This is a genomic window from Methylophaga sp. UBA5088, assembly GCF_002414625.1.
Taxonomy (GTDB): domain Bacteria; phylum Pseudomonadota; class Gammaproteobacteria; order Nitrosococcales; family Methylophagaceae; genus Methylophaga; species Methylophaga marina.
In genome coordinates this window covers 1-352 of the sequence record NZ_DIAC01000101.1, presented here as the reverse complement: position 1 = coordinate 352, position 352 = coordinate 1, and the positions used below count along the sequence as shown (strand labels likewise).

The following is a 352-nucleotide window of genomic DNA, read 5'->3' as shown; positions in this document are numbered from 1 at the left end:
CATGTTTTACGCGCGCTGATCAACGGTCTTGATCAAGATCGCCTGCATCATGCTTTTCTGTTTGCCGGCACCCGTGGCGTGGGCAAAACCACATTGGCAAGGATCTTTGCCAAATCTCTCAACTGTGAACAAGGCATCAGCTCTACCCCTTGTGGTGTATGTAACAGCTGTGTTGAAGTCGACAATGGTCGGTTTGTTGATCTGATTGAGGTGGATGCGGCGTCACGTACCAAAGTCGATGATACCCGCGAACTGCTGGATAATGTTCAATACGCACCGAGTCGTGGACGTTATAAAGTCTATCTGATTGACGAAGTGCATATGCTGTCTACCAGCAGTTTTAATGCATTAT

Annotated in this window: 1 protein-coding gene; it reads left to right on the top strand. The window is 47.7% G+C overall.

Translation table 11 applies throughout. From position 1 onward, the window contains the following. A partial coding sequence (locus B4K20_RS12620; RefSeq protein WP_289283149.1) for an AAA family ATPase occupies positions 1–352 on the top strand: 352 nt, incomplete at both ends.